The organism is Emticicia oligotrophica DSM 17448 (assembly GCF_000263195.1).
Taxonomy (GTDB): Bacteria; Bacteroidota; Bacteroidia; order Cytophagales; family Spirosomataceae; genus Emticicia; species Emticicia oligotrophica.
In genome coordinates this window covers 1,965,472-1,990,219 of the sequence record NC_018748.1, presented here as the reverse complement: position 1 = coordinate 1,990,219, position 24,748 = coordinate 1,965,472, and the positions used below count along the sequence as shown (strand labels likewise).

Genomic DNA, 24,748 nt, shown 5'->3' with positions numbered 1-24,748 from the left:
CATGAGAATAATTCTAACCCTTATCTTCATCTCAAACTTTGTATTTGCTCAGGTTGGCAAAGAAAAAGTTTTAGTAACTGACCTTACAAAAATCAAGCAAATTGGAGCAATCAATGTTTCTCCTGATGGTAAAAAAGCCATTTACTCAGTTCGTACTACCGAACAGTCGGAAGAAAATAAGCTTGAATATGATTACCGCTCGCATCTTTACCTAACCGATTTTCAAACTACCAAACAAATTACTCGTGGTACAGAAAGTGTAGGAAGTGCTGTTTGGTCGCCAGATAGTAAGCAAATTGCTTTTGCTAGAAATGTAAAAGGCAAATCGCAGATTTTTATAATGCCTCTTGATGGTGGCGAGGCATTCCAACTTACTGATGTAAAATACGGTGCATCAAACCCTAATTGGTCGAAAGATGGTTCAAAAATCTCGTTCAGCGTTGGACTTTCTCTTTCAGAACTTGTAAAAGATACACTTCTTAATCCTACGAAAAGCCTTCCAGCTTGGTCTTTAGAAAAGCCAGGATTTACGAAAAATGAATTTTTAAAGCCCGCAAAAGGTGTAAAACCAAACCCTGATGGAACTATTGAAGAAATTAGAGCTTATTTAGAGAAAGATGTTGAAGATAAAAAAGCAAAAGTAATCAATCGTCTGAATTTCCAAGGAGAAGCTACGACTCAACCCGAACTCAATTTTTCACATATCTACGTAATTGATGCTCGTGAAGGTGCAAAACCAATGCCTGTAACCGCTGGTTTTAATAGTTTTGGCGGTGGTGCGTGGCTTCCAGATGGCAGATTAGCTTTTGTAACAGCTCTTGATTCTCTACAACACCCAGACCGCGAACAAGACAACAAAGTATCGTTAATGAATGCCAATGGCTCAAACCGCAAAGTGATTTTATCTGAAAAAGGCAAATCTTTTGGCGGTGTTTCTTTTTCCCCCGATGGGCAAAGTATGGTTTATACTAAATCGAATTCACAAGGTGTGAATATTGGAGAACTCTTTTTAGCGAAAGCTGATGGTTCTAATTCACAACTTATTAAATTTGACCGCTCGGTTAGTGGACTTACTTGGTCGAAAGATTTGAAATATGTTTACTTTACTGCTCAATCGAATGGTGGACAACCTATTTATAGAATTGATGTAAATAGCAAAAAGGTTGAACAATTGACTGATTTCGATTCTGGTATTCTTGGCTTCGACCTTTCTGCTGATAAAATCATTTATTCAAAAACTGAAGTTGCCAATCCAAATGAACTTTATGTAGCAGATTTACAGATGAAAAACCCTGTAAAAATTACATCAATCAATGATTGGGTAAAAAATAAAGCTCTTAGTTTTCCAGAAAAACGTACTTATACCAACTCAAAGGGGCAAAAAATTGAATATTGGATAATGAAACCAAGCAATTTTGAGGCAGGAAAAAAATATCCACTTTTATTAAATATGCACGGAGGCCCAACTGCGATGTGGGGCCCTGGAGAGTTTTCGATGTGGCATGAGCATCAGTATTTTTGTTCACAAGGCTACGGTGTAGTTTACGCCAATCCACGCGGTTCAGGCGGTTATGGTTTAGAATTTATGCGTGCTAATATTAAAGATTGGGGAACTGGCCCAACTGAAGATGTATTGGCCGCTGCTACCGATGCAGCTAAAGCAGCATGGGTTGATACTGCTCGCCAAGTAATTACTGGCGGTTCTTACGCTGGTTATCTTACTGCTTGGATTGTTGCTCATGACCATCGTTTCAAAGCTGCATTTGCCCAACGTGGTGTTTATGACCTCACCACATTCTTAGGTGAAGGTAATGCGTGGCGTTTGATTCCAAGTTATTTTAATTATCCGTGGAATGATACGCAAGAAAAAGTATTAGAAAGTAATTCTCCTTATACATTCGTTGATAAAATTCGTACGCCATTGCTTATCAAGCACGGAGAAAATGACCTACGTACAGGGGTAATTCAAAGCGAAATGATGTATAAATCAATGAAAATAATGGGCAAACAAGTAGAATATGTACGTATGCCGGGTGGAACCCATGAACTTTCTCGTTCGGGGAATGTTCGTCAACGCATTGACCGTATGCTTCGTATTTATGAGTTTTTTGAAAGATTTGTTGGAACGAAGTAATTCCCTTCGGCTTCGCTCAGGGAACGGAGACTAAAAAGACAAAAAAAGCCGAGGCAAGACCTCGGCTTTTTATTACTACACTTACCTAAACCCTAAAACTCCATAGGTACGCTCACACTCGTCGTATCCCAGGAAATGGTTAAAGTCTTATCATCAGTAGTGATTGTTAATTTTTCCACTACATCACTTAATTTCTTTACAGGAACAGTTACTTCTGCAACATTTTTATCTTTGATTTTCTCGTAACCGTAAGCACCCCACTGTTTCAATTCGCTATTAAGAATGATTGTCCATTCTTTTTCACCTAATTTCGAGAATAATGAATACGTACCAGCTTTAACTGATTTTCCTCCAAACTTCACATCTTTCTTAAAAGTAATTTCGGTAGCTTCATTGGCACCTGTACGCCATACAGTTCCGAACTTCTCTAAACCGCCAAAAACTACACGACCTTTTTTAGATGGTTGACCATACGACACTTTTACGTTAGTACTTTCAGCTGAAACTCTTGGGCTAGCTTGTCCAATTGCTAAAGTGCTGATTGTAAGCATTAAGGAGAAAAAGAATAATACTTTTTTCATATAAGTTATTAAGATTGAAAATTAGTTGATTTATTTCTATTAACGTGAAAACTTGTCTTTTAGTTTGAATAGTTTATAATATTTATATTAAGCGGTTATTCTTTTACTCGCTCTGCAAAAATCTTAGCCATTTCTCGTGGATTAGTTGGTTCAGGATTAATTTTATCCGATTCTACTAATCCATCTCTTAAACGAATAATACGGTGAGAATATTTGGCAATATCTTCTTCGTGAGTTACCATTACGATGGTGTTTCCTTTTGAGTAAAGTTGGTCGAAAAGCTCCATAATTTCGTACGAAGTTTTGGTATCTAAGTTTCCCGTTGGCTCATCGGCTAATAAAATACTTGGGTCGTTTACCAATGCACGGGCAATGGCTACGCGTTGACGTTGTCCACCCGAAAGTTCGTTGGGTCGGTGATGTGCACGATTATCTAAACCTACATTTTTTAATGCCAACATGGCTTTTTCCGTACGCTGAGATTTGGTATAACCTGCATAAATGAGTGGTAATGCCACATTTTCAAGAGCAGATTGGCGTGGAAGTAGGTTAAAGGTTTGGAATACAAAGCCAATTTCCTTGTTTCTAACCTCCGCCAATTCGTTTTCTGACATTCGGCTTACATCATTATTGTTCAGAATATATCTACCTCCTGTAGGCGAATCTAAGCAACCAATAATATTCATGAGTGTTGATTTCCCAGAACCTGATGGCCCCATAAATGCCACATATTCGCCTTTATCAACCGATATAGTTACCGATTTCAAGGCATCAATTATTTCGCTACCCATGATGTAGCGTTTTGAAATATTGGTGGTTTCGATAATTTTCATGAAGCCCTACCTTTTATGAAAGATTGATTGTTTCGTTAAATAAAAAGCCCCCAAAGAGGATTGAGGGCTAAATTACAGAATCATTTAAAATCGTCGTTTGTTTTTTCCATCAATGCTTTTTGGGCTTGATAGATGGAAAGAAATGCTTGGTAATCGGTAGGAGGACTTAGTTGCTGAACTTTACTGAGGCCATCTCCGGCATAGTCTTTCATACCAATTTTCAACGATTGTAGCGTGTATAACTTCCACAGTTCTACGGAGTTATCGTTTACTTCAACTGCCCTGAAAATTGCCTGATAGGCTTCATTCGGCTTTTTTAGCTTTTCATTATAAAATTCTATATAATTTCTCAAGACTATCGAATTGAGCGGCATTTGAGCTAAAACTTTATCATAATTCTCTTTTGTTGCTTGAGTATTTTGCTTAAGCGAATTTACTAATTCATTACCTTGGTCTTCTTGAAATTCGGCGAGTGTTTTTTGATAATCCTGCTGTTGTAGGAGCTGTACCGAAGATATATCACCAGCACGGTTTAGGTACGAAAGGGCTTTATCATAAATACCCTGTTGTAAAAACCACATTCCCACTACTTGATTATAAAGAGGTTTGTGTTTGGTTGAATCGTTGGCCAGAACTGCTAATTGCTTTATTCCTTCTAGTTTGTTTTCGGCATAGTAATTTCTACAAGAAATAGCAAATTCTAAATCTTCAAAATAAGAATTATTCAACTCTTTCTTTTGAATATTTTGTAGTTCTTTCGTGCTATAACTAAACTGATAATTATTGAATGTAGAAAGATTATAAAGTAAAGCAAACTGACTCACATTCAACAATGAATCTTTTGTTAGATTAAGATTCGTAGCAGCTACTCGCTTTGAGAGCTTATCAAATGCCGCACGATTAGCTCTCAAACTTGTATAAGTAGTAGTATTATTTTCAAATTTCAATACTTTCAAATCTTCGGTGGTGTTGGCTTTATATTTTAACTGATAAGCCAGTAAATTAGATTCTGTCAATTCGCAATTTTCACAGTGCTCTTTAGCTAGGTTCAAATAGTAAAAGGTCGAATCAATCACTTTTGTTTTTTCATACAACTGTGCTAAGTTCGTAAGAATAGCCTCATTTGTTGGAAATTTACTTACCCCTTCTCTTAAAGTAAAGAGTGCGTCAAAGAACATATCTTTTTCCTGCAATACCTTACTCAAACCTACATACGCAAACGCACTTGCATTTTTTTCCAAAGCATTTTTCAGAAAAACACCAGTATTTTCTTTATCGTTGTTCTTTTGAGCTAATGAAGCTAAAGCATAATTTGATTTATGATTACGAATATCGAAGTGTAAGGCTTCTTTGTAAAATGTTTCAGCAGCTTGTAAATCATCAGTAGCTAAATAATAATCAGCAATTGCATTATAATAACCAGCTTTTGCTTGAAAGAAATTATTATAATTCTTAAATGAAATAAGCATGAAAACACCGATAGCAGCAGCCAACCTAAAAAGCATCAGTTCATAAAACTTAGGTTTGTAGATAACCTTATGTACTTCTAAACCTTTTTGTAGTGGCTGGATGAAATTTATAAGGATATAAAAAACAAAGCAAATGCCCATTGATAAATGTGCATAAGAGATAAAATCTTCAAATGCTTCGATGAGTGGGTCGTTGGCTGTTGCATAGGCAAAAGTAAGCGTAAGTGTGGTGATAATAGCTAAACCTAAATATAACCATGCTGCAATGGTGCGAAAATTAAACCAATTAGCTTGTTCGGTATATTCTCTAAAACCCCAAATAGCCAAAAGCATGGAAATACCATACAACACCAATGGACTTATCGAAATAATATTCCAATCTATATATTGAGATTTTTCGAGATAGATAAGCAATACATTAAGTAAGTAGATACTTGAGATAGTTAAAAATGAAGGTAAATGATTGCGATTTTTCACGCCCGCATTAGATACAACCCAAACTAAAGCTGCTATGATTTCGTGAGAAATAAACAGTATAAAAATAACCGAAAATACAATTGCGGAAAGTAAACCATAGGAAACAATCGCCAATGCAGGCTGCTGCACCTTACTTGTTATACCAATACCGATTGCTACTAATATAATTAAGGCCGAAAAACTCCCAAAACGTTTGAGGGCGTTTGTACTTGGAGCATAATTATTAAAATAGAATGATAAACCTGCCAATAACGCAAAAGCCACTAAAAATGGCCACTGATTAGTTGCTTGAAAAATAATTTCAAGATGAATGGTTATTAACATTCCCGCCAAAGCAACCATTCCTCCTAAAAACCAATATCGACTCATCGTTGAAAACGCTGTGAGCAATAAAGCTAAACCCAAGCCTAAGCCAAATGCCATTTCATAATTGGCCCAATAATTGACATCCATTGTTGAGGCCAAAAACCTTTCTTTAACAATATATGCGTTTCCATTGACAACAAATCGAAGTTTGCCATCTGAGAAGGTATCAATCGCTGCGGGAATTTCATCGAGCTCACTTAGTATATCCCAATGAATGACATTTTCTAAACCTCGAAACCAAGTGAATGAAAGATATAAGATACAAACAGCAAGAATTGAAAGAATTATACTAAAGCTAATTTGTTCGTTTTTAGGCCAATTTCGCCAAAAAATGAGTTTTTGCATAAATACATTTAGAGTTTTCCACGTGAAACACCTACTTATCCACAGCTTTTACACATTTGCTGTAAATATTTGAGCCGTGAAGATAACGTAAAAACATTGTTTGATTATATTTGCGGTTCTAAAAAACTAAACACCTCAAAGCAATGACACTTCATAAGGAAGGAACAGGCACTATTTCACTTACAATTATCGGACTATTGGCAGCCAATGCCGCACTAAGATATTTTTTACCCGAACAAGAAATTCTTCATACTTTACTACTTGTAGTAAGTATGTTTTTATTTGTAATTGTCGTTCAGTTTTTCCGTAAACCGACACGCGTTACACCTAAAAATTCAAAACACGTAATTGCCCCAGCTGATGGCAAAGTAGTAGTAATAGAAGAAGTAGTAGAAACTGAATATTTCAAGGGCCCACGCCGTCAGGTTTCTATTTTCATGTCGCCACTTAACGTGCATATAAACTTTAATCCTATTTCGGGTATTGTTTCTTATGCCAAATACCATGCAGGAAAATACTTAGTTGCTTGGCATCCAAAATCAAGTACAGAAAACGAACGCACGACAATCGTCGTGAAACACGAAAATGGAACGGAAGTTTTATTCCGTCAGATTGCTGGAGCTTTGGCTCGTAGAATTTGCTGGTATGTAAAAGAGGGACAAGCGGTTGAACAAGGCTCAGAATTTGGTTTTATTAAATTTGGTTCAAGAATTGATATTTTCTTACCACTTGACGCCAAAATTTTGGTAAATATTGATGACAAGCCCGTAGGCGGCGAAACGGTCATCGCAGAATTAGTGTAGGACAGGTTTTTAACCTGTCTTTTTTTCTTATTCTTTTTATCAACGATGTAATTATTGACAGGTTAAAAGCCTGTCCTCTACATGCGGCGATGGCAGAACACAACGAAACAGGAAGTAAAGCCGAAGCAATGGCTGTTGGCTATCTACAAAAGAAAGGTTACGAAATACTTGACCAAAATTATGCTCACGGCAAGGGAGAAATTGATATTATTGCCTTAAAAGATAATTGGTTGGTTTTTGTTGAAGTAAGAGCTCGCTCTGAGGTCGCACATGGGTTTCCTGAACAGACTATTTCAAAAGCAAAAGCGAATTTAATTATTAAAACTGCTGAAAACTATATCTATCAAAACAACTGGCATGGACACGTACGTTTCGATATTATTGCAATTACCGTAGGCAAATATTTCGAGATTGCTCACTTTGAAGATGCATTTTTCTAAAAATACTCCTTAAACAGGACATTCGCTTGTAAGTTTATATCGTTCAAACAGCACAAAAACCAATGGAAGAAATAAAATACCGTTGTTTGTATTTAACAAACAACGGTAAACATCATTAACAATTTTTATCATTAATGTCGCAGGCTTCACCAACAGCCTCAACAGGTTTCATTTCAGCTGATACTTTATTGAGTGTATCTAAGAACACACTGGTCGGTTGTGCCCCGCTAATACCATACTTTTTATTAATAATAAAGAACGGAACACTCGAAATACCCAAATTCTGAAAATGCTTAATTTCTTGTATAACGTTATAAGAAATTTCTTCGCTGCTTAAAACACCTTCTGTTTTCTCTTTCGTCCATCCAAACTCTTCCATAATAGCCACTACTTGTTGGGTATTCGTAAAATCTACGCCATCAGTAAAGTATGCTTTGAAAAAACGTTCTTCCAGTTCATTCTGAAAACCTTCTTCATGAGCAATATGTAAGATTTTGTGTAAAGGAATTGTATTCATCACCTTCGGCATTTTATCAAACTTGAGTTGAATACCCGCTTGCTGCCCAACACCAACTACACGCTCAAACATAGGTTCAATTCTCTCTTTACTTCCGAATTTATTGATGAAGTATGTTTCTCTATCTAAACCCTCCATTGGAATTGTTGGGTCGAGTTGAAATGGATGCCAAGTAATCTCTACTGGCTGGCTATCAAAATTTTCAAGTGCTTTTTCTAAATGTTTTTTTCCAATATAACACCACGGACAAGCAACATCCGAAACAATATCTATTTGCAATGCTTTTTTAGTCATACTCTCTATTCTTAATTTTCAAATAAAACCTACGTAGAAAAAATTTGGTTCAAAAAAAAGGATTCGAATAATCGAACCCTCTTGTAAATTACTAAAGTCTTAGAAAAAATGCTCAATGGGCTTCGACTATTACACAAACTCCTTCCCTTTCACTCCTGCCGACGCCACAAACTCCTTCACTTTTTGTTCATCATCTTTCTTACAAATCATCAAAACATTGTCATATTCTGCCACAATATAACCATCTAAGCCATTAACAACCACCAAGCGGTCTTTAGGGGTTTTTATGATACAATTTTTGGTATTATAAAGCATTGTATGGGCATCAATCGCATTCTCATTTTCATCTTTATCTGAAATTTCATACAATGACTTCCAAGTTCCTAAATCTGACCAACCGATATCCGATAATACCACAAAAACATTCTCAGCACGTTCCATAATACCATTATCAATTGAGATATTCTTGCACTGAGGATACGCCCTATTCAATGATTCTTCTTCTCTTTCTGAATAAAAATCTCCTTTTATTTCTTCAAAGGCCTCAGCCATTTCAGGTAAAAACGCCTCAAAACACTTTTTAATAGCATTTACATTCCAAATGAAAATACCAGCGTTCCAAACAAATTCGCCGCTTTCAACAAACTTAACCGCCCATTCAAGATTTGGCTTTTCGGTGAAAGTTACCACTCGTTTAATATCGCCTTCCGATTCTAAAAATTGGATATAACCATAACCTGTATCTGGACGAGTTGGAGTAATACCCAAAGTAACTAGTACATCGTTTTTAGCCGAGAAATGCAACGCAATACTAATACGTTTACGAAACTCCTCCTCTTTCAGAATAATATGGTCGGCAGGGGCAACTACAATGTTGGCTTCAGGATTTTTAGCTCCAATCTTGTAGCAGGCATAAGCTATACAAGGAGCAGTATTTCGGCGATTAGGTTCAAGTAAAATTTGGTCATCACTCAAATACGGCAATTGCTGCTTGGTTATATCGTAATATTCTTTGCTCGTAACAATGTAAATGTTTTCTTTCGGACAAATCCCGTCAAAACGCTCAACTGTTTGTTGAATCATTGTTTTCCCAACGCCCAATACATCATGAAATTGTTTGGGATTAGTTGTTCGACTAAACGGCCAGAATCTTGTTCCGACTCCACCAGCCATAATAACTACATAATTATTTGCAGAATTATTTTTTTGGGTATCTGTTTGTTGCATTTCTATTGAATTTTCTTTGTTATAATTTTTGTAAATAGCTAATCACTATGGCTTTATGGTGTTTTTAAAAAAACTTTCCAAACGTAAAGCTACATTTTCTCTGATATTCATCCAAAAAAGATTTATATCAGCTATGTGCCATACCTTCATATTTATAAATATACGACCTTTGATATATGGTTTATTTATCCATAAAACACCTTTATGATTTTGTGCATCGGCAGCTTGCTCTACAAATGTAAACTTATAGCCAACCCCACCTTTATTTAGTTCTTTAGGGGCAAAATCTTCATCTAAACGCCATGTAAGAGGGTTTGTACTTACAGATGTACTTAGGCCATCTTCGTAATATTTGGGCAGGAAATCTCTAGCAAAAGTATTCCATGAAACAAATCCTCCTATTTCTTCTGCCGATTTACTTGCTTGAATATTTTCAAAAGTATTAGGTTGCGTAGCAATACCGATGAGATAAGCCTCAACTAATTGTTTTTGTAATGGCTTCCCATCAAAAAACTCTTTCAGTAATCTTTTTGCATGAATAGTTCCCTGACTATGAGACGCAATAATAATTGGGCGACCTTGATTCCAATTTTTTAAATAATATTCAAAAGCTGCCTTAATATCGGTGTAGGCCAAATCAAGGGCTTGTTTTTTATCATCTTGATTGGGTGTCAGAAAAGTGTAGTAGTGTGCCTGACGATAACGAGGTGCATATACTTTTCCAGAACCATTGAAAGCTGAGGCTTGATTTAAAATGGTTGAATTATCTGTTTTTTCATTCAATTCTACATCATTTACATCTCCATTCCATTCATATTGGTTACGAGGTTTATAGGTAAATGTAGTAGGATGTAAAAAGAATACATCTGCTTTAGCTTCAGTTTGATTTTCGTTTACATATAAACCGTTCGGAATTCTATCGGCGGGGTCATTTTTTGTTGGCAAGGCCGCCCACGCATCATTCTGAGCATAATTAGGGGCTGGGGGCACATTTTTAGCATCAAAATGAGTAGATAAAATAGCGTTTTTTTGAGCTTGAGTCTCAAACAAAAACGTACAGAGTGAATAAAATATTACTAGAAAAATTGTCTTTTGCATTGGATATAACTATTTTTCGTTAAAATTGTATGATTTTAATACAAACTACCAATAGTATGCTTGCATATTATTATTTTCTTTTCTATGTTTGACACAAAATTACGTTTTGTTAACCACTAACCAAATATTCTCTATGTACAAACTTTCCGTAAAAAATTGTTTGCTCGGAATTTGCTGCTTTCTCATAACACAGCTCTCGTTTGCTCAAACAAAAGTGTCTGGGACGGTTACCGATGCTACCACTAAAGAACCACTTATTGGGGTAAGTGTTCAGGTAAAAGGTAAAGTGATTGGAACAATCACAAACTCAAAAGGTGAGTTTTCTTTTAATGTATCAACTCCTCCGCCATTTACAATAGTTATTACTTCAGTTGGCTACGAATCTCAAGAAATGAGTGTATCGGGTAATAATGCAGCCATTAATGTTTCGCTGAAAGAACAAGCAATCATGGGTCAAGAAGTTGTTGTAGCTGCTTCAAGGGTTGAAGAATCTGTAATGAAATCACCTGTAACAGTTGAGAAATTAGATATTCGAAGTATCAAAGAAGCTCCAGCTCCATCTTTTTATGACGCCCTTTCAAACATGAAAGGTATTGACATGACTACGCAAGGTTTACTTTTTAAATCTGTAAATATGCGTGGTTTTGGTGCTACTGGTAACCCTCGTACCGTACAAATGATTGATGGTATGGATAACCAAGCTCCTGGCTTAAACTTCCCAGTTGATAATATCGTTGGTATGCCTGAGCTAGATGTTGAAAGCGTTGAAATTCTTCCAGGTGCGGCTTCGGCCCTTTATGGCCCAAATGCCATCAATGGTTTGATTTTGATGAATAGCAAAAGCCCATTCTTGTACCAAGGTGCAAGTGCAACGGTAAAGACTGGCGTAATGAGTGCAAGTAATAGAGATGTGAAGACAACTCCTTTTTATGACTTCTCGTTTCGTTATGCTAAAGCTTCAAAAGACAACAAATTCGCCTACAAAGTAAACTTAGCGTACATAACAGCTAAAGACTGGCAAGCAAATGACTACTCTAACTTAAACGTTGGTGGTTCGGCTGACCCTACTCGTTTTGCAGGAGCCGACACTGACTATGATGGTGTAAACACCTATGGTGATGAAACAAGAAGAGTTGTTTCTGGTGTTCCAGTAACTCGTACTGGTCTTTTAGAAAAAGATTTAGTAGATTATAACACAAAATCTTTTAAAACAAATATTGCTCTTCACTATCGTATCAATGAAAAAGTTGAGGCTGTTGGTCAAGTTAACTATGGTTTCGGTACTACTGTTTACACAGGTACTGGCCGTTATGCACTTCGTAACTTCAATCTTACACAAGCTAAACTCGAACTTCGTGGTGATAACTTTACCTTAAGAGGTTATACTACTCAAGAGCGTTCGGGTGATTCTTACACTGCTGGTTTAGTTGCTTTAGCTATGCAAAGAGCCGTTAAGACTGATGACCAGTGGTTTGCTGCTTACAAATCAGAATACGACAAATCTAAAGACCCAATTGCGGCAAGAAAAGCGGCGGATGCTGGCATGCCAACTCCTGGTACTGCGGCATTCCAAACAGCTTTAGACAATGCACGTAATGCGTCTATCAACACTGGTGGTGGTGGTTTCTTAGATAAAACTAACCTTTATCATGCAGAAGGCATTTATAACTTCAAAAATCAAATCAAATTTATGGAGTTATTGGGTGGAGCTAACTTCCGCCAATACCAATTGCGTTCAAACGGTACATTATTCTCTGATACAAAAGAAGGCCGTAATGGAACTATTCCGATTAACGAATATGGTGCTTTCTTACAAGCTGCTAAAAGCTTATTTAAAGACCACTTGAAACTTTCGGGTTCATTACGCTACGATAAGAGTAAAAACTTTGATGGATTCTTTACACCACGTTTATCAGCTGTTGCTTCGTTTGGACAACATAACATTCGTGCGTCATTCCAAACAGGTTACCGTATTCCTACTACTCAAAACCAATACATCGACCTAGCTACGCCACTAGGCATTTTGATTGGTGCAACTCCTGAATTTGACGCAAGATATGGCCTTGCTTCTGGTATTAACCGTGCAACTTTGGTTGATTTCTCAGCAAATCCATCAAAATATATCACAGCCGATGTATTAGCTAAAGCTCAAGCTTATGCAACTGCAGCCGTTACTGCACAAGCAACACCTGCTATCACTGCGGGAGTTACAGCCGCTATTACGCAGCAAGTTACAGCTGGGGTTACACAACAAGTTAACTCAATTGTTACACAACAAGTAACTGCTGGTGTTACAGCTGCCGTAACCCAACAAATTACATCTGCCGTAACAGCACAAGTAAATGCTGCAGTTGCCGCTGGAACATTAGCTGCCGAACAAGCTGCTGCTGCTATCCAAGCAGGGATTGCTTCTCAATTGGCCCTTCCTGCTACTCAATCAGCTATTCAAGCTGGAGTCGCTCAGCAAATTGCACTTCCTGCAACGCAAGCAACAATCCAAAGCAATATTCAAGCAGGTGTAAGTGCTACTTTACCAGGTGCACTTGCTGCTAACTTCCAACCAGCTTTCAATGCTGAGTTAGCAAAAGCTCTTGCTGCAAATGTACCGGGAGTTACTGCACAAGTTGCTCCAGCATTTGGATTGGCAGCATTACCTAAATACCAAGCGAAAAAGTTAGTTCCTGAAAAAATCGAATCGTATGAAATTGGTTACAAAGGCTTAATTGCTAAAAAATTATTCATTGATTCTTATTTCTATACAAGTAAATACAGAAACTTCATCGGTGGAACTGTAATCGTGGTTCCAACTGCACCAGCAGCACCAGGTTTACCAATCGAATCAGGTATTGGTGCAGGTTTGTTGAAAGGATATTCTCGTGTATCAAATACAAGCGAAGATATCAGAGCAAATGGTTTTGCGATTAGTGCGAACTATTCTTTATCGAAAGGGTATAATGTTGGCTTGAATTTCGCTCAAAATAATCTTAAAGGATTTACTCCAACGCCTGACCAACAATATGCTGGTTTCAACACGCCTAAGAATCGCTATAACGTTAGCTTCGGAAAACGTTTGGGAAGTGGAGAGAAATTTGGTTTCAACGTAAACTTACGTCACCAAGACCAATTCACTTGGGAAGCAAGTTTTGTTCAACCATCTGATGCAACTCAGGCTTTATTTACAAATACAAAAGTGCCTGCAATTACAAACCTTGATGCACAAATCAGCCTTAAATTACCAAGCATGAAATCGGTATTGAAAATCGGTGGAACAAACATCGGTGGCAAACCATACATCCAAGCATTTGGTAGTGCGGCCGTTGGCACAATGTATTATGTAGCACTTTCATTCGATGAATTATCAAATAAATAATTCCCTGAAAACGTTTTTATTAATTTTCATAATTTTCTTTGGTTTAAGTCAGAAAAGAGCTTCCATTTGGAGGCTCTTTTTTTGTTTGCCCGAATCTTAGAATATTTATATAAATCGTATTACCTTTGTGGCAGTAAAAAATTATTCGTGTCAATTAGTGGGTAACTCGAAGGTTTTTAAGGGTAATTCTAGCATCTAATATGCTTACTTTTAATGTTTTTCTCGGTTATTCGTTATAAATTCCCCAAGACACATATATATAACTTATAAATCTTTGCTTCTCCTTGGGGGTGGAGAGCTTCTCGGAAAAATGGAAAAAATTAAAGTTGCAAATCCAGTTGTTGAGCTTGATGGCGACGAAATGACTCGTATCATTTGGCGTTTTATCAAAGAAAAATTGATTCTTCCTTACCTTGATGTTGATATCAAGTACTATGACCTTGGCATTGAGTACCGTGATGAAACCAACGACCAAGTAACTATTGATGCTGCAAATGCAATCAAAGAATACGGTGTTGGTATCAAGTGTGCCACTATTACACCTGACGAAGCTCGTGTTAAAGAATTCAACTTGAAACAAATGTGGAAATCACCTAATGGAACTATCCGTAATATCTTGGATGGTACTGTTTTCCGTGAGCCAATCGTTTGTCAAAACGTACCACGTTTAGTTTCTAACTGGACTTCACCAATTATCGTTGGGCGTCATGCTTTTGGTGACCAATACCGTGCAACTGATTTCGTTGTGAAAGGAGCAGGTAAATTAACCATGAAATTTGAAAGCGAAGACGGAACCGTACAAGAATACGAAATCTACAACTACAAAGGTGGTGGTGTAGCAATGGGTATGTACAATACTGACGAATCAATCCGTGGTTTTGCACACTCTTGTTTCCAAGTTGCTTTGAACAAAAAATGGCCTCTTTATCTTTCTACAAAAAATACAATTTTGAAGAAATATGATGGTCGTTTCAAAGATATTTTCGAAGAAATCTACCAAGCAGATTACAAAGCTAAATTTGAAGCTGCTGGTATCGTTTACGAACACCGTCTAATTGACGACATGGTTGCTTCGGCATTGAAATGGAATGGTTCTTTCGTTTGGGCTTGTAAAAACTACGATGGTGACGTTCAGTCTGACTCAGTAGCACAAGGTTTTGGTTCGTTAGGCTTAATGACATCAGTATTAGTTACACCAAGTGGTGATGTAATGGAAGCTGAAGCAGCTCACGGAACCGTAACTCGCCACTACCGTGACCACCAAGCTGGTAAACCAACTTCAACTAACCCAATCGCTTCTATTTTTGCTTGGACTCGTGGTTTAGAGTTCCGTGGAAAGTTAGACAGCAACCAAGCTTTAGTTGATTTCTGCCAAGCACTTGAGCAAGTTTGTGTTGAGACTGTTGAATCTGGTAAAATGACTAAAGATTTAGCTGTTTGTATTCACGGAAATAAAGTGAACCACGGCGAGCACTATTTATATACAGAGGAATTCTTAGAAGCAATTGACCAAAACTTAAAGGTTAAATTAGCGGCAAAATAATAATAAACCCCTCTATAAAAACCCAGATGCCTCAACTGTAATGGTTGGGGCATTCTTTTTTCATAATACTTTTGGGCAAAGAATTTTAACACAAAACTTTAAATATTAGCTTTACTGCTTGTTAAACAGAAGTTTTTTCTATTTGCAAAATGTTCGGCAGACTTACTCCGAAAAAACTATTATCCGATAATAATTTTTTCATTAAATTCGCTCCAAAAAAGAAACTAACTTAAGATGAAAAAAAATATAAAGTGGGGAATTATCGGAGTTGGTAAAATTGCCGAGAAATTTGCCACCGACTTAAAGTCTGTTAAGAACGCTCAACTCCACGCAGTTGCATCCTCATCTTCGCTTGAAAGGGCACAGGATTTTGCCAATCGTTACAATGCCCCATTCGCTTACGATTCTTACGAAAATATCTTTCAAACGCCCGATTTAGATGCCATTTACATTGCAACGCCACATACTTCGCACGCAGACAATACTCTTTTATGCTTAAAACATAAAATACCTGTTTTATGTGAAAAACCTTTTGCCATGAATCTTAAACAGGTTCAAGAAATGGTTGAATCTGCCCGAAAAAACGATACTTTCTTAATGGAGGCCATGTGGACAAGATTTATTCCTGCCATTAATAAAACCTTAGAATTAATTAAAGAAGGGGCTATCGGACAAGTGAGAAATATTCAAGCAGATTTTGGATTCAATGCTCCTTTTTTACCCGAAAAAAGATTGTTAAATCCAAATCTTGGTGGCGGTGCTTTGCTTGATATTGGAATATATCCCGCTTATTTAAGCTTATTGATTTTAGGTTATCCTTCAGAAGTAAAAGCTATTAGCAATTTTGGCTCTACGGGAATTGACGAAACAACGAGCTTTATTTTGGATTTTAAAAATGAAGCAACCGCTAATTTAAGTTGTACGCTTAGGTCTCGAACACGTACAGAAGCCCTAATCTACGGAGAAAAGGGGTACATTCATATTGAAGGCCGTTTCATGGAAGCTAAAAAGATTACGCTTTATGTGACAGACCAAAAGCCAGTAAAATTTAATTTTCCAAGAAAAACCTTTGGCTATAATTTTGAAATCGAAGAAGTGAATGAATGTTTGAGAGCAGGAAAGAAAGAAAGTGATAAAATGCCGCTTACTATGAGTGTGAAGCTAATCAGCTTACTAGATGAGATTCGAGAAAAGGCTGGAATTTTTTATGATGGAATTGATTAATGAAGTTAAAATAAAAAGAGACGCTGCCTTCGACTATGCTCAGGCAGCGTCTCTTTTTTATCAAAATCAATTAATATTGCTCAATAGAAGCAAAGAAAAATGCACCTTCGATAGCAGCGTTTTCATCTGAGTCTGAACCGTGAATAGCATTCTCGCCCATTGATTTAGCATATTTCTTACGAATTGTTCCTTCTTCTGCATTCGCTGGATTTGTAGCCCCAATCAAAGCACGGAAATCTGCTACGGCATTATCTTTTTCTAAAATCATCGGAACGATTGGTCCCGAAGACATCATTTCACATAATTCGCCATAGAAAGGTCTTTCTTTGTGTACTTCGTAGAATTTACCAGCTTGTGCTGCTGATAATTGTGTTTTTTTCATTGCCACGATTCTGAAACCAGCCGCCTCAATCATCGCCGTAATTCCCCCAATGTGGTTATCAGCCACTGCATGAGGTTTAATCATCGTGAAAGTTCTGTTACCTGCCATAATAAAATGTATTTGGTTTAAAATTTTAACAAAATTACTCATTTTTGGGCAGATTCAATCAAACCTTAAAAATCATTTTCTTTTTATCAAACCATAATAAGATTAAAAACCAAATGAAAAGATAAGTCAATGCTCCAGCCAAAGAAGCATCTTTAGGTTCGGCAAAAAATGGTTCTATCCAATGTCTATAAAGCCATTCTATTAAACCAGTATTGGGGGTTTCTACATTTTCTGGCTGGGCAATCTTAATCATATTCAAGGCTCTAGGAATGATTCCTGAAAAGAAAAACACCACCATTGGGTTTACGCCAAAGATTACAAAGGGTTTCGTCCATTTTTCAAAACCTAAAACATCAATGATGAAATATAAAACGCCCAATACCAACAAAGCCCAACCAGCTACATAAAGCACATAAGAGCTTGTCCAAAGAGCTTTATTGATTGGAAAATAATCATTCCATAAAAAACCAATCATTACACCTATTACACCCGCAGAAAGTAGATAGATGGCCTTTTTGTTTTTGGGAAAGTCATTAGTTAATAGCTTTCCTGTAAAAACGCCTGCCAAAGCGGTTCCGATAGCAGGAATAGTGCTTAAAATACCTTCGGGGTCCCATGTTTTAGAAACCGACCATAAATGCCCTGGAAGTAATAAATTATCAATCCAAGCGGCTAGGTTTGTACCTTTTTCGAAGTTGGCCGTCCCAACATTAGGTACAGGAACTAAAGCCATTAAAGCCCAATAACCCAACAGACACACTAGTCCAACAACAATTTGAGTAGTTGTGTTGGTAGTGGCATATAGCACCGATACTATTAAATACACCATGGCAATTCGTTGCAAAACACCCGGAATTCGTACCGAAGCAAAATCTTCAATCCCGCTAAAACAGAGGGATATCATGAATACGAATAGGCCAACCGCTGCATAAAATTGTTTTTTCTTATCAAAATCTCCCAATAAAAGCACGGTAGCAATTCCTGTGAGTACTAATCTTATGAGCATCAACGGCACTCCTTCAAGCGTTCCAAGGTGGATTTTTGAGAAAAAGTTAAGAAATAGCCCCAGCAAAAATATTCGTAATGCACGGGTAATTATTCTCTCAAAAGTATTGCTATCAAATCTCTTAACAGGACTTGAAAGAACAGTAGAAATACCTACAATGAACAAGAAAAACGGAAAAACTAAATCGGTTGGTGTACATCCATGCCATTCAGCATGTTCGAGTGGAGCGTAAATATGACTCCAATCTCCGGGGTTATTTACAATAGTCATGAGCATGATAGTCATGCCTCTGAAAACGTCAATAGAAGTTAAGCGTTGTTTCATTAATGTTTAGGGTTTGTCGATTTTCTATAGTTAAGAAGTTATTATACGCAATTTTATTGAAAATTTAAGTAAAATTTGAATAAAGTAGAAAATCAACAATGAAATAAATAGCAAACGATGTATGTTCCAAACCCTATAAAGATACTTGAAATGTTTTATGTAAACCCCTAATAAAGTTATATAAGACTACCGAAAAACCGGTCGAATAACTATCTGAATTTTATTTTTCAAATTCATCTGAATGCTTTTTTTAGATTTTTTGGTATAAATTTTGACTTATTTCCAGAAATTCTTGTAGCTTTGCGTTCTTAAAAATGAAGAGATACTCCTACATATCGCGTACTTTTGGACTTTTAATGTTCATGATGGTGATGCTGACGAGCGTTTTCGGAAAGCAGCTACCCAAACATCATGCACAAAATAATAAAGCCCCAAAAGAACAAAACGGCAATACCAAACCAACTGAAAACCAAACAGTTGTTAGCGAATTGTCGTTGGAGGTGGTTGTACCCAGCCATGCGTTCGACTTCACCCACGACGCAATCATTCTTCCTACTCCGCAAATTATTTATTTAGATATTGAAACAAAGGCAAAGGTTTTTACTAAACCTATCTTTGTTATTTCATATTTCGAAAACCTCTACGAGCATTTTATTGCTCCCAATGCCCCATAATTGGCGGTTATTGGGTTAATGATTACTTTCTATTCATATTCATTAACAATCTTCTCTTTTTTGTTAAGACAAAATAATCTTTGTTTTTACAAAATGATACAATTCTGAGAATTGTAATGCAATCAATCTGTATATTCTAAAATCATGTTTTCAAACTAACCCTCAAAACATGAAAATAATCCATAAATAGTCCTCCCATCGGGGGTTAGGGGGCATCAAAATAATGAGAAACAAAGGTGGTATAGTCGCTCTATTGGTGGCTTTTTTAGCAATTAGTGTTTACTTCTTGGCTCGTACTTGGAAGGCAAACGACATCAGAAAAGACGCAGAAGCGTATGCAACAGACAAATCAGGTAAAGTTGATTACACAAAAAAACAACGTTATTTAGATTCTCTTTGGAAACAACCCGTTTTCTTAGGAATGACTACAACTGAAGACCTAATGAAACAAGAATTAGGTTTAGGCCTTGACCTTCAAGGGGGTATGAGTGTTATTTTGGAGGTATCACCTACAGAAATCGTTCGTGCATTGGCAAATTCTCGTGACCCTAAAGTAGCCACGGCTATCTCTAAAGCACAAGAAAGAGCAGCTAATAGCAGTGCTAATTTTGTAGATTTATTTGCTGAAGAATTTAAGAAAGTAGCTCCTGATACAAAATTATCTAGTATTTTCTCAAATAGTTCAAATCGTGGTACACTAAGTTTGGAATCTTCTGATAGCCAAGTGATAAGCTATATCAAAAAAGAAGTTGATGGTGCTTTCGACCGTGCATTCCGCATTATCCAAACGCGTGTTGATAAATTTGGTGTTGCTAACCCTAACTTACAAAGACTTTCGGGAACTAACCGTATTCAAGTAGAATTGCCGGGTGTAGATAATCCTCAACGTGTGCGTAAACTCCTTTCTGGTGCTGCAAAATTAGAGTTTTGCGAAGTATATAGCATGCAAGAAATTGCTCCAGCGTTTGATGGTTTATCGGCTATCTTATTACAAATGGATGCTGAGGCAAAGGCTGCTGCGAAAACAGATTTAAATAAAATTGCAGGAAAAGGTGATAACGCAGCGGCAGCTACAAATGATACTTCAAAAAATAGTTTAGCAGCTAAATTGGCTGGGGGAAGCAAAACAGATACTTCGAAAAAGGATTCAACTGCTCTAGCTCAACGCCAATCAAATGCATTTAGTAATTTATTCGTTGGAACTGGATATGGCGTAGCAGTACGTGTGAAAGACACTTCACGTGTAAACCAAATCATGCGTCGTCCGGATGTTCAATCATTGTTCCCAGCTGATGCAAACTTTGTATATGATGTAAAACCACGTGCCAATGGTACAAACGCAAACGAAGATATTGTTGATATTTACTTTGTTAAAGATTTAGGTAAAGCTCCATTAGAAGGAGATGTTGTAACTAACGCTACTCAAGACTTCGATGAAAGAGGAAAGCCAGCAGTAGAAATGCAAATGAATGCTGAAGGTGCAAGAAAATGGAAAGCATTAACAGCTGCAAACGTAGGCCGTCAGGTTGCTATTATCCTTGATAACTTTGTTTATTCTGCTCCAGTTGTTAATGGTGAAATTGGCGGTGGTCGCTCGAGCATAAGTGGAAACTTCACTGTTGAAGAGGCTCTTGACCTTGCAAACGTATTGAAGGCTGGTAAACTTCCTGCCCCAACAAATGTAATTTCAGAAGATATCGTAGGTGCAACCGTAGGTTCGGAAGCCGCTCGTGCAGGTATTCTTTCTTCAATTATTGGCGTATTATTTGTATTAGCTTTCGTAATGATTTATTACAACAAAGCTGGTTTGATTGCCAATATCGCCCTTATTGTAAACTTATTCCTATTATTAGGTGTAATGGCTTCATTTGGTGCAACACTTACCCTACCAGGTATTGCAGGTTTAGTATTATCAGTAGGTATGTCAGTCGATGCCAACGTATTGATTTATGAGCGTATCAAAGAAGAATTAGCTTTAGGTAAGACATTTGCTACGGCTGTTCGTGATGGTTTCCAAAATGCAATGTCATCAATTATTGACTCAAACGTTACTACGCTCATTACCGGTGCGGTATTATTTATCTTTGGTTCAGGCTTAATTCTTGGTTTCGCTACTACGCTCTTAATTGGTATTTTTACTTCTTTATTCTCCGCTATTTTTGTATCAAGATTATTATTTGAATACTACATTGGTAAAGGAAAAACAGTATCATTCTACACGAAATTTACTGAGAAACTATTCAAAGACTCACAATTCGATTTCGTTTCTAAGCGTAAGTTATATTACACTATCTCAAGTGCCATTATCATTGCGGGTATTGTTTCGATATTCTTTAAAGGCTTTGGTTTAGGTGTTGACTTCCTAGGTGGTCGTACATACGTAGCAAAATTTGAAAAAACCGTAAATACTGAAGAAATCGACGCAGCATTGAAAGGAACTTTCGAAGGCCAAGCAATCGAAGTAAAAACTTTCGGTGGATTCGACCAAGTAAAAATCACGACTCCTTATAAAATCGAAAACACAAATCCTGAAATTGAAAAACAAATCGAAAACAATGTAAATAATGCTTTGGCCAACGTAAATGGCAATAAAGGCAAAATAACAAGTTCTTCGAAAGTTGGTCCAACCATCGCAAATGATGCAATTGGCGGTGCATTAAAAGCCATATTGCTTTCAATCGCATTGGTATTTATCTATATCTATTTACGTTTCCGTAGCTTAGCATTTGGTTATGGTGCATTGGTTGCCTTATTCCACGATGTGGCTATCATTCTTGGTATTTTCTCAATTTTCCGCGGTTGGCTTCCATTCTCGCTTGATGTTGACCAAGCTTTTGTGGGTGCAGTTCTAACAATTATGGGTTATTCAATGAACGACACCGTAGTTGTATTCGACCGTGTACGTGAATACTTACGTGAAAAACGTGGTGTGAGAGAAGATATTCCTACAGTTATCAACAATGCCTTGAATAGTACACTGAGCCGTACGGCAGTTACTGGTTTCTCTACTTTAATCGTACTTTTAGTGTTATTGATTTTTGGTGGTGAAACAATTCGTGGCTTCGTATTTGCCATGTTTGTTGGGGTAATCGTTGGTACATACTCTTCGTTATTCGTAGCAACTCCAATCGTTGTTGATGCGATGCAACGTGATTTAAAGAATGAAGATGCTAAATTAGCTGCTGTACCCGTTGATGCTGAGGCTAAAAAAGGTAAGAAAGCTTAATGATTTGCTTCATAAGCAGCTCTAATATTAATTAAATTTTCAAACGCTCTCAAACTTTCTGATTCAGAATTTTTGGGAGCGTTTTTATTTACAGTTTTTCTGAATAATGTTTTTCTAAGCAGACTAAATTTTTGTACTAAACCGTTTATTATTTCTCTACGTGGTTTTAGACAAATTTTAATTAAGTATCAGTAAAATTTAACTTGGTATTATATTTTGATTTTTTTATACTTTTCCACGAAAAACAAAAATATCTTGCTATTTTATGTAAATCCACTACAAAAAATTCAGAAAAAATATTGCAATATCCTACAAACAAGTACATTTGCACACTTTTTTACTAAATATCATAAATTAATGAGCCTTAATCACAAAAACCTTGATAAGGTTACGGCCGCAGGATTGCTTATTACACTTGGTATCATTTTCGGAGACATTGGAACATCTCCACTCTACGTAATGCAGGCCATCATTGGCAAAGAAAAGATTGATGAAGAAATTGTCTTTGGTTCATTGTCACTCATTTTCTGGACGCTTACTTTACAAACTACGCTCAAGTACGTTATTTTGATACTGAGAGCTGATAACAACGGCGAAGGTGGGATTTTTGCACTTTATGCACTCGTAAGAAGACACGCCAAATGGCTTACTGTGCCTGCGATTATTGGTGGTAGTGCTTTGTTAGCCGATGGCATCATCACACCACCGATTTCGGTTTCTTCGGCAATTGAAGGTTTGCAAATTGTTTATCCCGACATCCAAACCATTCCAATCATTATTGGTATCATTACTACACTTTTCTTGGTACAAGCGTTTGGAACAAGTGCGGTGGGTAAGGCTTTCGGACCAATAATGTTTATATGGTTCACCATGTTGGCGGTGCTCGGTATCCGACAAATTATTCATGAGCCTGCTATTTTTAAAGCAATTAACCCTTATCACGCGTACCGCCTGTTGTTCTATCATCAAGATGGATTTTGGCTATTAGGTGCCGTGTTTTTGTGTACGACTGGTGCCGAAGCATTGTATTCAGACCTCGGCCATTGTGGACGTGGCAATATTAGAATTAGCTGGATTTATGTGAAGATTTGCTTATTGCTCAATTATTTCGGGCAAGGTGTTTGGGCAATTTCAATGAATGGTCAGTATCTTGATGGTCGTAAGCCATTCTACCAACTTATGCCAGATTGGTTCTTGCTTATCGGAATTGGTATCGCCACTGCCGCAACTATCATTGCCAGTCAAGCCTTAATTACGGGTTCATATACCCTTATTTCTGAAGCCATTCGACTTACTTTTTGGCCAAAGGTTCGTTTGAAATACCCTTCTGACCACAAAGGACAGCTTTACATCAGAAGTATTAACTGGTTATTGTGGGCTGGCTGCGTTGGTGTAGTTTTATACTTTAAAGAATCCGCAAATATGGAAGCCGCTTACGGTTTGGCCATTACCCTTACGATGTTAATGACTACCATATTGGCTGGTTATTATCTTTATACACACCGATTCAATAAACTTTTAATTGTAACCTTCCTAACCGTTTATGTTTTAATTGAAGGGGCATTTTTAGCTGCCAATATGTTGAAGTTTACGCACGGTGGTTGGGTATCGGTATTTATTGCAGCTGTAATTGCATTGGTTATGATTATTTGGTATCGCTCAAATATTATCAAAAATAGATTAACTGAGTTTGTGAAGCTTGAAAAGTATCTCGATGGATTAAAAGAGCTAAGCAAAGATGAATCAATACAGAAGTATTCTACTCACTTGGTTTATATGAGCAATGCTCATAGAGTTTCTGAGATAGAATCGAAAGTTATGTATTCGATTTTTGAGAAACGCCCTAAAAGAGCAGATATTTATTGGTTTATTCATGTTGATATAACCGACGAACCTTATACAATGAAATACAAGGTTAATATAATCGAACCAGATGATGTTATAAAAGTAACTTTCAAATTAGGCTTCAGAGTTGAACAAAAAATAAACCTCTATTTCAGAAAAGTTATTGAAGAAATGGTGAAACGTAAAGAGGTTGATATTAGAAGTCGTTATGAATCTCTTCATAAACAAAACGTTATTGGTGATTTTAGATTTGTAGTTTTAGAAAGATACTTATCAAATGAAAACAAACTTCCTTTCTGGGAGCGTTTAACGATGGAGGCGTATTTCTTCATTAAAGGCTTTACAAACTCTGAAGACAAGTGGTTTGGACTCGATACAAGTAATGTAAAGGTTGAAAAAGTACCACTTATTCTTCGACCTATTGATAATATTTCGCTCGAGAGAGAAGATTAATAAAAAGGG

17 protein-coding genes are annotated in these 24,748 nt (G+C 36.9%); 9 read left to right on the top strand and 8 right to left on the bottom strand.

The genetic code is table 11. The annotated features are described in order from the left end of the window. The first annotated feature begins 1 nt into the window (after position 1). Entirely contained in the window at positions 2-2,134 is a 2,133-nt protein-coding gene (locus EMTOL_RS08240) for an alpha/beta hydrolase family protein (protein ID WP_015028819.1), read from the top strand. A gap of 92 nt (positions 2,135-2,226) precedes the next feature. On the opposite strand, the gene EMTOL_RS08235 is transcribed toward EMTOL_RS08240, so the two are convergent. The 3 genes from EMTOL_RS08235 to EMTOL_RS08225 all read right to left on the bottom strand — a co-directional run bounded on the left by EMTOL_RS08235 (position 2,227) and on the right by EMTOL_RS08225 (position 6,205). Continuing rightward, on the bottom strand, positions 2,227-2,715 hold the full coding sequence (locus tag EMTOL_RS08235) for a DUF2911 domain-containing protein (RefSeq protein WP_015028818.1): 489 nt from the start codon (positions 2,713-2,715) through the stop codon (positions 2,227-2,229). A 95-nt stretch (positions 2,716-2,810) separates the two neighbouring features. After that, complete coding sequence (locus EMTOL_RS08230) at positions 2,811-3,548, bottom strand: ABC transporter ATP-binding protein (RefSeq protein ID WP_015028817.1); 738 nt, start codon at positions 3,546-3,548, stop codon at positions 2,811-2,813. Between the two features lie 80 nt (positions 3,549-3,628). Beyond that, positions 3,629-6,205, bottom strand: a complete 2,577-nt coding sequence (locus tag EMTOL_RS08225; protein ID WP_015028816.1) for a tetratricopeptide repeat protein — start codon at positions 6,203-6,205, stop codon at positions 3,629-3,631. 143 nt (positions 6,206-6,348) lie between these two features. On the opposite strand from EMTOL_RS08225, the gene EMTOL_RS08220 reads away from it, so the two are divergent. Together EMTOL_RS08220 and EMTOL_RS08215 are read left to right on the top strand one after the other, a co-directional pair. Next, positions 6,349-7,008 carry a phosphatidylserine decarboxylase family protein gene (locus EMTOL_RS08220; RefSeq protein ID WP_015028815.1) on the top strand — a complete coding sequence of 220 codons (660 nt, stop codon included), beginning with the start codon at positions 6,349-6,351 and terminating at the stop codon, positions 7,006-7,008. 89 nt (positions 7,009-7,097) lie between these two features. After that, on the top strand, positions 7,098-7,448 hold the full coding sequence (locus EMTOL_RS08215; protein ID WP_015028814.1) for a YraN family protein: 351 nt from the start codon (positions 7,098-7,100) through the stop codon (positions 7,446-7,448). 115 nt (positions 7,449-7,563) lie between these two features. On the opposite strand, the gene EMTOL_RS08210 is transcribed toward EMTOL_RS08215, so the two are convergent. The 3 genes from EMTOL_RS08210 to EMTOL_RS08200 form a co-directional block, all read right to left on the bottom strand. Further along, positions 7,564-8,259 (bottom strand): DsbA family oxidoreductase, encoded by a 696-nt coding sequence (locus EMTOL_RS08210; protein ID WP_015028813.1) that lies wholly within the window; start codon positions 8,257-8,259, stop codon positions 7,564-7,566. Between the two features lie 129 nt (positions 8,260-8,388). Continuing rightward, positions 8,389-9,486 carry a mannose-1-phosphate guanylyltransferase gene (locus EMTOL_RS08205; RefSeq protein ID WP_015028812.1) on the bottom strand — a complete coding sequence of 366 codons (1,098 nt, stop codon included), beginning with the start codon at positions 9,484-9,486 and terminating at the stop codon, positions 8,389-8,391. A gap of 45 nt (positions 9,487-9,531) precedes the next feature. Next, on the bottom strand, positions 9,532-10,584 hold the full coding sequence (locus tag EMTOL_RS08200) for a DUF3089 domain-containing protein (protein ID WP_015028811.1): 1,053 nt from the start codon (positions 10,582-10,584) through the stop codon (positions 9,532-9,534). Between the two features lie 133 nt (positions 10,585-10,717). Between EMTOL_RS08200 and EMTOL_RS08195 the strand changes: the two genes are divergently transcribed. From EMTOL_RS08195 to EMTOL_RS08185, 3 genes are all read left to right on the top strand, one after another. After that, positions 10,718-13,954: a carboxypeptidase-like regulatory domain-containing protein gene (locus EMTOL_RS08195; RefSeq protein ID WP_015028810.1), complete on the top strand. Its 3,237-nt coding sequence runs from the start codon at positions 10,718-10,720 to the stop codon at positions 13,952-13,954. Positions 13,955-14,264: 310 nt separating this feature from the next. Next, a complete protein-coding gene (locus tag EMTOL_RS08190) occupies positions 14,265-15,497 on the top strand; it encodes an isocitrate dehydrogenase (NADP(+)) (protein WP_041693481.1) in 1,233 nt (410 codons plus the stop codon). A 234-nt stretch (positions 15,498-15,731) separates the two neighbouring features. Continuing rightward, positions 15,732-16,721, top strand: a complete 990-nt coding sequence (locus tag EMTOL_RS08185) for a Gfo/Idh/MocA family protein (protein WP_015028808.1) — start codon at positions 15,732-15,734, stop codon at positions 16,719-16,721. A gap of 70 nt (positions 16,722-16,791) precedes the next feature. Here EMTOL_RS08185 and EMTOL_RS08180 read toward each other — a convergent pair whose 3' ends face one another. Together EMTOL_RS08180 and EMTOL_RS08175 are read right to left on the bottom strand one after the other, a co-directional pair. After that, the gene (locus EMTOL_RS08180) at positions 16,792-17,211 is read right to left on the bottom strand and encodes a nucleoside-diphosphate kinase (protein ID WP_041694004.1); all 420 of its coding nucleotides are present in this window, start codon (positions 17,209-17,211) and stop codon (positions 16,792-16,794) included. A gap of 58 nt (positions 17,212-17,269) precedes the next feature. Then, positions 17,270-18,541: an acyltransferase family protein gene (locus EMTOL_RS08175; protein WP_015028806.1), complete on the bottom strand. Its 1,272-nt coding sequence runs from the start codon at positions 18,539-18,541 to the stop codon at positions 17,270-17,272. A gap of 314 nt (positions 18,542-18,855) precedes the next feature. Between EMTOL_RS08175 and EMTOL_RS08170 the strand changes: the two genes are divergently transcribed. From EMTOL_RS08170 to EMTOL_RS08160, 3 genes are all read left to right on the top strand, one after another. Then, on the top strand, positions 18,856-19,215 hold the full coding sequence (locus EMTOL_RS08170) for a hypothetical protein (protein ID WP_156511009.1): 360 nt from the start codon (positions 18,856-18,858) through the stop codon (positions 19,213-19,215). A 223-nt stretch (positions 19,216-19,438) separates the two neighbouring features. Further along, on the top strand, positions 19,439-22,441 hold the full coding sequence (gene secDF / locus EMTOL_RS08165; protein WP_015028804.1) for a protein translocase subunit SecDF: 3,003 nt from the start codon (positions 19,439-19,441) through the stop codon (positions 22,439-22,441). Between the two features lie 357 nt (positions 22,442-22,798). Beyond that, a complete protein-coding gene (locus EMTOL_RS08160) occupies positions 22,799-24,739 on the top strand; it encodes a KUP/HAK/KT family potassium transporter (protein WP_015028803.1) in 1,941 nt (646 codons plus the stop codon). Positions 24,740-24,748 lie beyond the last annotated feature (9 nt).

Bases quoted from the DNA above. Each gene is read 5' to 3' on its own strand.
- EMTOL_RS08240 (WP_015028819.1), top strand. From the start codon at position 2: ATGAGAATAATTCTAACCCTTATCTTCATCTCAAACTTTGTATTTGCT.
- EMTOL_RS08235 (WP_015028818.1), bottom strand. From the start codon at position 2,715: ATGAAAAAAGTATTATTCTTTTTCTCCTTAATGCTTACAATCAGCACT.
- EMTOL_RS08230 (WP_015028817.1), bottom strand. From the start codon at position 3,548: ATGAAAATTATCGAAACCACCAATATTTCAAAACGCTACATCATGGGT.
- EMTOL_RS08225 (WP_015028816.1), bottom strand. From the start codon at position 6,205: ATGCAAAAACTCATTTTTTGGCGAAATTGGCCTAAAAACGAACAAATT.
- EMTOL_RS08220 (WP_015028815.1), top strand. From the start codon at position 6,349: ATGACACTTCATAAGGAAGGAACAGGCACTATTTCACTTACAATTATC.
- EMTOL_RS08215 (WP_015028814.1), top strand. From the start codon at position 7,098: ATGGCAGAACACAACGAAACAGGAAGTAAAGCCGAAGCAATGGCTGTT.
- EMTOL_RS08210 (WP_015028813.1), bottom strand. From the start codon at position 8,259: ATGACTAAAAAAGCATTGCAAATAGATATTGTTTCGGATGTTGCTTGT.
- EMTOL_RS08205 (WP_015028812.1), bottom strand. From the start codon at position 9,486: ATGCAACAAACAGATACCCAAAAAAATAATTCTGCAAATAATTATGTA.
- EMTOL_RS08200 (WP_015028811.1), bottom strand. From the start codon at position 10,584: ATGCAAAAGACAATTTTTCTAGTAATATTTTATTCACTCTGTACGTTT.
- EMTOL_RS08195 (WP_015028810.1), top strand. From the start codon at position 10,718: ATGTACAAACTTTCCGTAAAAAATTGTTTGCTCGGAATTTGCTGCTTT.
- EMTOL_RS08190 (WP_041693481.1), top strand. From the start codon at position 14,265: ATGGAAAAAATTAAAGTTGCAAATCCAGTTGTTGAGCTTGATGGCGAC.
- EMTOL_RS08185 (WP_015028808.1), top strand. From the start codon at position 15,732: ATGAAAAAAAATATAAAGTGGGGAATTATCGGAGTTGGTAAAATTGCC.
- EMTOL_RS08180 (WP_041694004.1), bottom strand. From the start codon at position 17,211: ATGGCAGGTAACAGAACTTTCACGATGATTAAACCTCATGCAGTGGCT.
- EMTOL_RS08175 (WP_015028806.1), bottom strand. From the start codon at position 18,541: ATGAAACAACGCTTAACTTCTATTGACGTTTTCAGAGGCATGACTATC.
- EMTOL_RS08170 (WP_156511009.1), top strand. From the start codon at position 18,856: ATGAAGAGATACTCCTACATATCGCGTACTTTTGGACTTTTAATGTTC.
- secDF (WP_015028804.1), top strand. From the start codon at position 19,439: ATGAGAAACAAAGGTGGTATAGTCGCTCTATTGGTGGCTTTTTTAGCA.
- EMTOL_RS08160 (WP_015028803.1), top strand. From the start codon at position 22,799: ATGAGCCTTAATCACAAAAACCTTGATAAGGTTACGGCCGCAGGATTG.